Here is a 7,419-nt window from a genome sequence, read left to right as displayed (position 1 = left end):
ACTGCGCCCGGGCCCCCCCGCGGGGCGCTCCGTCCCCGGGTTCCTGCCGGATCGCTAGGCGCGGTTCTGGGCCCAGGCGGACAGGTCGCCCTGGTAGTCCGACAGGCGGGTGTCGTCGGGGCCGGTGACGCGCCGCTCCCAGTGGCCGCTGGGCTGCAGGTCCCAGGCCGACACCTCGGCCGAGAACGCGTGGTCCAGGAGCCGGCGCAGGGCGGCCCGGTTGTCGTCCTGGGTCACCCGGACCAGCGCCTCGACCCGGCGGTCGAGGTTGCGGTGCATCATGTCGGCGCTGCCGATCCACATCTCGTCCAGAGCCGAGAACTCGAACACCCGGCTGTGCTCCAGGTAGCGACCGAGCACCGAGCGGACCCACACCGTCTCGGACAGGTCCGGGACCCCGGGGCGCAGCGCGCAGATGCCCCGCACCAGGCAGCGGATCGCCACCCCGTCCCGGGACGCGTGGTACAGCGCGTCGATGAGCTCCTCGTCGACCAGGCTGTTCACCTTGATCCGGATCCCGGCCGGCTCGCCGGACCGGGCGGCGGCGGCCTCCTTCTCGATCCGCTCGATCAGGCCGTCGCGCATGTGCTGCGGGGCGACCAGCAGGGACCGGTAGACGGTCTGCCTGCTGTAGCCGGTGAGCACGTTGAACAGGTCGGTCAGGTCCGCGCCGACGCTCGGCTCGGCGGTCAGCAGGCCGACGTCCTCGTAGAGCCGGGCGGTCTTCGGGTTGTAGTTGCCGGTGCCGACGTGGCAGTAGCGGCGCAGCCCGTCGTCGTCCTGACGCACCACGAGCGCGGTCTTCGTGTGCGTCTTCAGCCCGATCAGGCCGTAGACGACGTGGCAGCCGGCCCGCTCCAGCTCGCGCGCCCAGCGGATGTTGGCGCTTTCGTCGAACCTGGCCTTGATCTCGACCAGCACCACGACCTGCTTGCCGGCCTCGGCCGCCGCGATCAGCGCGTCCACGATCGGCGAGTCACCGGACGTCCGGTACAGCGTCTGCTTGATCGCGAGCACGTGCGGGTCGGCCGCCGCCTGCTCGATGAAGCGCTGCACGGACGTGGTGAACGAGTCGTAGGGGTGGTGCACAAGCACGTCCCGCTCGCGCAGCACCGCGAAGAAGTCCGCCGGCTCGCCCGATTCGGTCACCAGGCTGCGGTGGGTCACCGGGACCCGCGGCGGGTACTTGAACTCCGGCCGGTCCAGGTCGAACAGCGCCCACAGCACCGAGAGGTCGAGCAGCCCGCGCAGCCGGTGCACGTCGCGGGTGGAGACCTCGAGCTCGCGGCAGAGCATCCGCAGCAGGCCCTCGTCGATGTCCGCGTCCACCTCCAGGCGGACGGCCGGGCCGAACCGGCGGCGGGCGAGCTCCCGCTCCAGTGCCTGCAGCAGGTCCTCGGCCTCGTCCTCCTCGACCTCGAGGTCGGCGTTGCGGGTCACCCGGAACAGGTGTGAGTCGACCACCTCCATGCCCGGGAACAGCTGGGAGAGATGGGCGGCGATCACCTCCTCCAGCGGCACGAAGCACGCGTACCGGTCCGCCTCGGCGCCCTCGCCGGCCGGTTCCTGGCCGATCGGATGTTCGCCGGGCAGGTCGACCCGGATCAGGCGCGGCACGTTCTGCGGCACCTTGACCCGGGCGAACCGCTCGATGTCGTCGCCCGGGTCGCGCACGGTCACGGCGAGGTTCAGCGACAGCCCGCTGATGTACGGGAACGGGTGCGCCGGGTCGACGGCGAGCGGGGTCAGGACCGGGAAGATCTGCTCGTGGAAGTACTGGTGCAGGCGGTGCTGCTGGTCGGTGGTCAGCTGGTGCCAGTACCGGATGCTGATGCCGGCGTGCTCCAGCGACGGCACCACCTCGTCGGTGAAGCACCGGGCGGCCCGGTCGGTGAGCTGGGCGGTGTTCTGGCTGATCAGCTCCAGCTGGGCCCGCGGGGTCAGGCCGTCGACGGACCGGACCGCGAGCCCGGTCGCCTCTCGACGCATCAGGCCGGCGACCCGGACCATGTAGAACTCGTCGAGGTTGCTGGCGAAGATCGCGAGGAACTTGGCCCGCTCCAGCAGCGGCGTGCTCACATCCTCGGCGAGCGCCAGCACCCGCGCGTTGAAGTCCAGCCAGGACGTCTCGCGGTTGATGAACCGGTCGGCCGGCAGATCGGACGGAAGCGGCGGCCGCGGCGCCTCCAGCGGCTCAAGGAGGGCGCTGCGGGGCTTACGTTGGGGCTGCTGCTCGGATCTTGTCACCACCAGCTCGGCCATGCAGCGATGGTGCCAGCCTGAGGTGAACGCGGCAGCCTATCCCGATGACCGGTAGCGGTCGTCACGCTTTTCGGCGCCAATCCGCCTATGTCGCCCACGTCGGCGGCCGGCCCGGCCGGGCACGCGGCTGGACGGGTGGGCCAGGCGGGGGCCGGGTGTTGGACGGTGGCGATAAGGTCCGTTAACGCCCGGGAAACACCACTGGCGGACGATCGTCTGCTGGCGGGTTACCCGCGCGGTGGGGGTCTCTTTCTCGGCTGGTCGGCGTCGCCTGGCCGTGTCTCGGGGCGAGCGGGCCGTCCGCCGCGATCCCGGGCCCGGCGTCGACCGAAGGGACTGGTGCGTCAGCCGTGCAGGACCTGCTGCCCCGGCCGCGCCCAGCCCTGGCGACCGCCGCCCCGCCCACGGCCACCGCGTCGGCCGTCGCGGCCACGGCCGCGCTCTGGGACGCCGAGCCGCTGGCCGTCGACGAGGCGCGGCTCTCGGCCGCGAGCCTGGTGACCTACCGAATCCGCCAGCGGCTGCGCTACACCTACGACGGGCCGGCCCATGACCTCGTGCACCGGCTGGTGGTGCTGCCACCGAACCGGCATGGCGACCAGACCTCCCGGCACGGCGAGCTGACCGTCTCGGCGCCGGCGGCCCGGGTCAGCTGGGAACGCGGGCCCGACGGACTGCGGGCCGCGACCGTGACGCTCGACGAGGTACCCGGCGTGCTCGACTTCGAGGCGGCCGCGATCGTCGAACGGGGGCCGGCCGTCACCTGGCCCGCGCTGACAGCGAGTGCCCTGACCGGCCGGCGGATGCTGGCGGCGACGGCGCTCACGGCCCCGGACGAGACGTTGCTCGCCGTCGCCAGCCGGCTCACCGGCCCGGACCCGCTGACGACCGCGCGCCGGTGCTGTGCCTGGGTGTTCGAGAACATCGCCTACCTGCCGGGCTCGACCACGGTCGGGACGACCGCGGCGCAGGCGGTGGCCGGCGGCGCCGGAGTCTGCCAGGACCAGGCGCACGTGATGATCGCGCTGTGCCGGGCGGCCGGGCTGCCGGCGCGGTACGTGCTGGGCCACCTCGTCGGCGACGGGGCGTCGCATGCCTGGGTCGAGGTGGTCCTGCCCGACGGCTGGGCGCCACCCGCGCCCGGCCGGTCCCGCGGGCCGAGCGGGCCCGGCACGGCCGGCGGCGCGGGGGCCGCGGCCGTCGCGCTCGACCCGTGCCACAACCGGCTCGCCGACCGGCGGTACGTGACGATCGCCACCGGCCGGGACTACCACGACGTCATGCCCACCTCGGGCGTCTACCGGGGCAGCGGTCGCGGCCTGCTCGCCGCGAGCCAGCGCGTCGAGATCGTCGGCCTCGAGGGCTAGGGCACTTCCCCGGTCCGCGCGACACGCCGGGGCGGCCCGCGACACGCCGTCCCGACGATCTGGGTCATGCCGGCCTGGCAAGGCGGGGCGGGATCGTCTGGCTGATCGTCACTTCGGCGACTGGTTGCGATTCATTCGTTACCCGATACGGTGCGCAGTGACGACACAGATACGGTGCGTGTCGAAGGTTGATGGCGCGAATGCACGATCGGCATCGCCGTCGCCACGCACCCCTGCCCTGGTAGGCGGGGCAGGGCACCCAGCCGGTGGCCGCCGGCACAGCCGCGGGGGGCGGCGCGCAGGCGGGGCTGTCACCGCCGGCCGGCGGTGGCCGCCCGGTCGACGGGTGCGGGATGAGAGGGGCGGCTCAGGCCGTGACACACATCGATGCCCTGGACCCTGATGCCTTGGACCCTGCTGCGATGGCGGGGGTCCCGCTGGGCTCGGTGCTGCCGTCCGGGTCGACGGCCGCAGTGTCGCTGGGGGCGAGGATGACCGGGGCGCTCGGCGCCGACCTGCCCCTGGGCCCTCCGGCGGCGCCGTTGTTCCGAGCCCGGGCGCTGCGCCCGGCCGCTCCGTCCGCGCTGCCGGCGGCGGTCGGGCTGCCCTCGACGGTGCGGCTGCCGGTGCCGTCGACGCCGGCCCGATCGGCCGCGCTGGTGCCGCTGGTCGCCGCGCTCGTCGCCGGGATGGCCCAGCTGCTCACCGACGACGGCGGGGTGACGGTCGTCGAGGCCGGCGCGACCGGCGCCGGGGTGGCCGCGACCGGGGTGGCCGGCTGGTCGCTGTGGCAGGCGTCCGCGAGCGAACGGGTCCGGCTCGGCCGGCTGACCGTGGTGCTGGCCGCCTGGACCCTCACCCAGCTGGCCCGCGTCGGCCTCGGCCCGACGCCGACGGTCGCGTCGGCCCGCGCGGCGGTGGCGGCCGGGGCGCTGGCCGCACCGCTGCTGGCCGCCCTGGCGCTGGCCACGCTCCCGCGGTCGGTTCCGCTCGTGGTGGACCTGAGCGGCCTCAACGGCCCCGCGCGGGCCGCCCTGGGCGGTGAGACCGGCGTGGGCCTGGTCCGGCGTCGCCACGGCGTCCACGGCCCGCGTGAGCGGAGCAGGGCGTCCGTCCTCACCCAGACCATCTCGGGCCCGGCCGCCAGGGCCGCGGTGGCGGCCGGGGCGCCGCTAGGGGTGGGCGAGGGCCGCAGCCTGGAGGCACGGCTCGCGGCCTCGCTCGTGACCGCCAGTCGCCAGGGCTGGGACGTCGCCGGCTTCGACGTGCACTACCAGCCGATCGTGCGCCTGAGCGACGGTGTGGTCGTGGCGCTGGAGGCGCTCGCTCGCTGGACCGAGCCTGGCCACGGCCCGGTGCCGCCGCTGACCTTCGTCGCCGCCGCCGAGGACGGCGGGCTGGTCGCGGCGCTCGACGGGTTCGTGCTCGGCCGGGCCTGCGCCGAGGTGGCCGCCGGGATGCCCGGCGGGGCCGGCGAGGGGGCGCCGCGGCTGCACGTCAACATCTCGGCCAGCCGGCTGTCCGACCCGACGCTCGCGGACACGTTCCGCCAGGCGCTCGAGGTCAGCGGGCTGGACCCGGCCCGGCTGGTCATCGAGATCACCGAGACGGCCCGGATCCACGACCTCGGCGCGGCCGCCCGGGTGCTGGAGGCGGTCCGCGCCCTGGGGGCGTCGGTCGCGATGGACGACGTCGGCGCCGGTCACACCACGCTGGCGGCCCTGCACCAGCTACCGGTCAACATCGTCAAGCTGGACCGTGGCCTGATCGAGAACCCGCTCGGGCCGGGCCGGGAGGCTCGGCTCGGCCGGTCGGTGATCACCGTGGCCCGGTCGCTCGGCGCGGTGGTGGTCGCCGAGGGGATCGAACGGCGGGCCCAGCGAGCCGACCTCGCGCTGCTGGGCTGCGAGCTCGGGCAGGGCTACCTGTTCGCCCGTCCCGCCCCGCTGGCCGCGCTCGGCCCGCTGCTGCGCTCCACGGCGGTCGTCGGTGCTCCGGCGACGGTCGTCGGTGGCCCGGAGACGTCGGAGGCCGGCAGGAGGCCGTAGACGGTCGCCGGGGAGCCGGAGCCCGCGCGGTTGCGGGTGCCTCCGGCGAGCACCCAGGCGCCCGTCGGCGGCAGCGCCCCGAGGTTGGTCAGGTTCTCCAGCGAGATCCGGCGCTCCCGGTAGAGCAGGCGCGAGACGGCGTAGCCGGTGTCCAGCCCCGGGTCCGGGCCGAAGGTGTCGGTGCCCAGCGCGCCGCGCCGGCCCAGCCGGCCGTTCTCGACCAGCCACTCCACGGCGGCCAGGGCGAATCCCGGCTGGTGGATGCGGCCCCGCGTGTCGAGGTTCGGGTAGGCCGGCGTGCCCCAGCGGTCCGACCAGCCGGTCCAGGCCAGCACAGCGGCCTCGGCCGGGATCGGCCCGTGCGCTGCCTCGAACGCGGCCAGGTCGGCGACCCGGACCTGGTAGTCCGGGTCGTGCGCCACCGCGGCCCGGACGTCGAGCCGGACGGCGGGCCGGAACAGGTCGTCGGCGTCCAGCTGGTCCGCCCGCAGGCCGGCCGGGTCGAAGTGCGCCGGCGCGCCCCAGTGCGTTCCTGTGTGCTCACCGGAGCTCACCCGCAGCAGGTAGTAGCCGTCCGCCTCGATCGTGGCCGCCCGCGTCATCGTGAACGGCGGGTCGCCAGGAAAGACCGGCGTGGTCGCGGGGTCGTGGACGTGGGACAGCAGTACGGGCCGCACCGGCGCCACCGGCCACGGCCGTCGGGAGGCCTCGGACACGGCGCCCGTCAGCCGGCGTTCGCGGCGGTGCTGGCGAGGACCGCCCGGGTGGCGGGGCCGACGCCGAGCAGCCGGGCCGCGGCCAGGTCGGCCACCGTGTCGACGTCGCGGCGCAGGCCCGGGACCGCGGCCGCGAGTGGTCCGGTCAGGTCGAACGCGCCGGACCGGACGTGGCGTGCGTGGCTGCCGACGCCGAAATAGGGCAGCAGCGGGCCGCCGGGCGCCGCGCACAGCAGGACGGTGCCCGTGCCGGCCGCGTCGGCGAGCACGGCCCGGCCCGCCGCCGGCGCGGCCAGCAGCGCGGCCCGAAGCTCGCCGGGGCGCAGCGCGGCCAGGTCGGCGGACAGCGCGGCGACGCCGTGCTCGGGCCAGCGGCGGGCGACGACCCGGGCGCCATGCCGCAGCGCCGGGTTCAGCCCGCGGTCGGGCAGGTCGGGGATGGCGACGACCGGCGTCGGGCGGTCGTCCGGGTGCGCGCGGCCGTCACCGGTGATGGCAGCGCTCGCCACGGGGTCGTTGGTGACGAGCAGGACGCCGGCGACCAGGGCGGGCCCGGCCGCGGCGGCCGCCGCGGCAGTGTCGGTCGCCATCGCGAGCGCGAGCGCCGCCCGGTCCGGATGCTCGAGGCGGCTCTTGGCCGCGCCGAGCCGCTTCAACGGCAGCACCACGATCCATCCCTCGGGTCGCCCGGCCGCCACGTCCCGACGATAGGGCAACCGCTGGTCCAGATGGGCGGCGCGGGCTTGTCCGGTGGGCCGGTCGCGGCGGCGACGCTCGACGCCGGCCAGGCCGGCGGGCGACCGGCCGAACGTGCCACAGTGACGCCGGTGGTGGCACCGACGTCCGGGCCGCCTCGTTGACATAGCGTCGGCGCCACGGCCACCAGCAGGGATGGTCGACGGCCGGGTGACGAGTGGGTGAGACTGCGGCGGCATGACGACGAACGGCAATGACAGTGCGCCTTTCCCGTCGTGGCCGCACCCCGACGCCGGGAGCGCCGAATTCCCCGTGAGACAGCGCGGGCTC

4 protein-coding genes and 1 pseudogene are annotated in these 7,419 nt (G+C 75.4%); 2 read left to right on the top strand and 3 right to left on the bottom strand.

Annotated features, from left to right (window positions below; all coding sequences use genetic code 11):
- Positions 1 to 54: 54 nt before the first annotated feature.
- The gene (locus I6A60_RS03335; protein WP_203023952.1) at positions 55 to 2,262 is read right to left on the bottom strand and encodes an RNA degradosome polyphosphate kinase; all 2,208 of its coding nucleotides are present in this window, start codon (positions 2,260 to 2,262) and stop codon (positions 55 to 57) included.
- A gap of 350 nt (positions 2,263 to 2,612) precedes the next feature.
- Between I6A60_RS03335 and I6A60_RS03330 the strand changes: the two genes are divergently transcribed.
- Complete coding sequence (locus I6A60_RS03330) at positions 2,613 to 3,629, top strand: transglutaminase domain-containing protein (protein WP_374113334.1); 1,017 nt, start codon at positions 2,613 to 2,615, stop codon at positions 3,627 to 3,629.
- A 353-nt stretch (positions 3,630 to 3,982) separates the two neighbouring features.
- A pseudogene (locus I6A60_RS03325) lies at positions 3,983 to 5,509 on the top strand (EAL domain-containing protein); the annotation flags it as partial.
- A gap of 41 nt (positions 5,510 to 5,550) precedes the next feature.
- On the opposite strand, the gene I6A60_RS43885 reads toward I6A60_RS03325, so the two are convergent.
- A complete protein-coding gene (locus I6A60_RS43885; RefSeq protein WP_374113333.1) occupies positions 5,551 to 6,354 on the bottom strand; it encodes a cyclase family protein in 804 nt (267 codons plus the stop codon).
- Positions 6,355 to 6,401: 47 nt separating this feature from the next.
- A complete protein-coding gene (gene cofC / locus I6A60_RS03315; RefSeq protein ID WP_307838675.1) occupies positions 6,402 to 7,091 on the bottom strand; it encodes a 2-phospho-L-lactate guanylyltransferase in 690 nt (229 codons plus the stop codon).
- Between the last annotated feature and the right edge of the window lie 328 nt (positions 7,092 to 7,419).

Source organism: Frankia sp. AgB1.9 (assembly GCF_016786355.1).
Lineage (GTDB): Bacteria > Actinomycetota > Actinomycetes > Frankiales > Frankiaceae > Pseudofrankia.
This window is presented reverse-complemented; position numbering and strand designations above follow the sequence as displayed.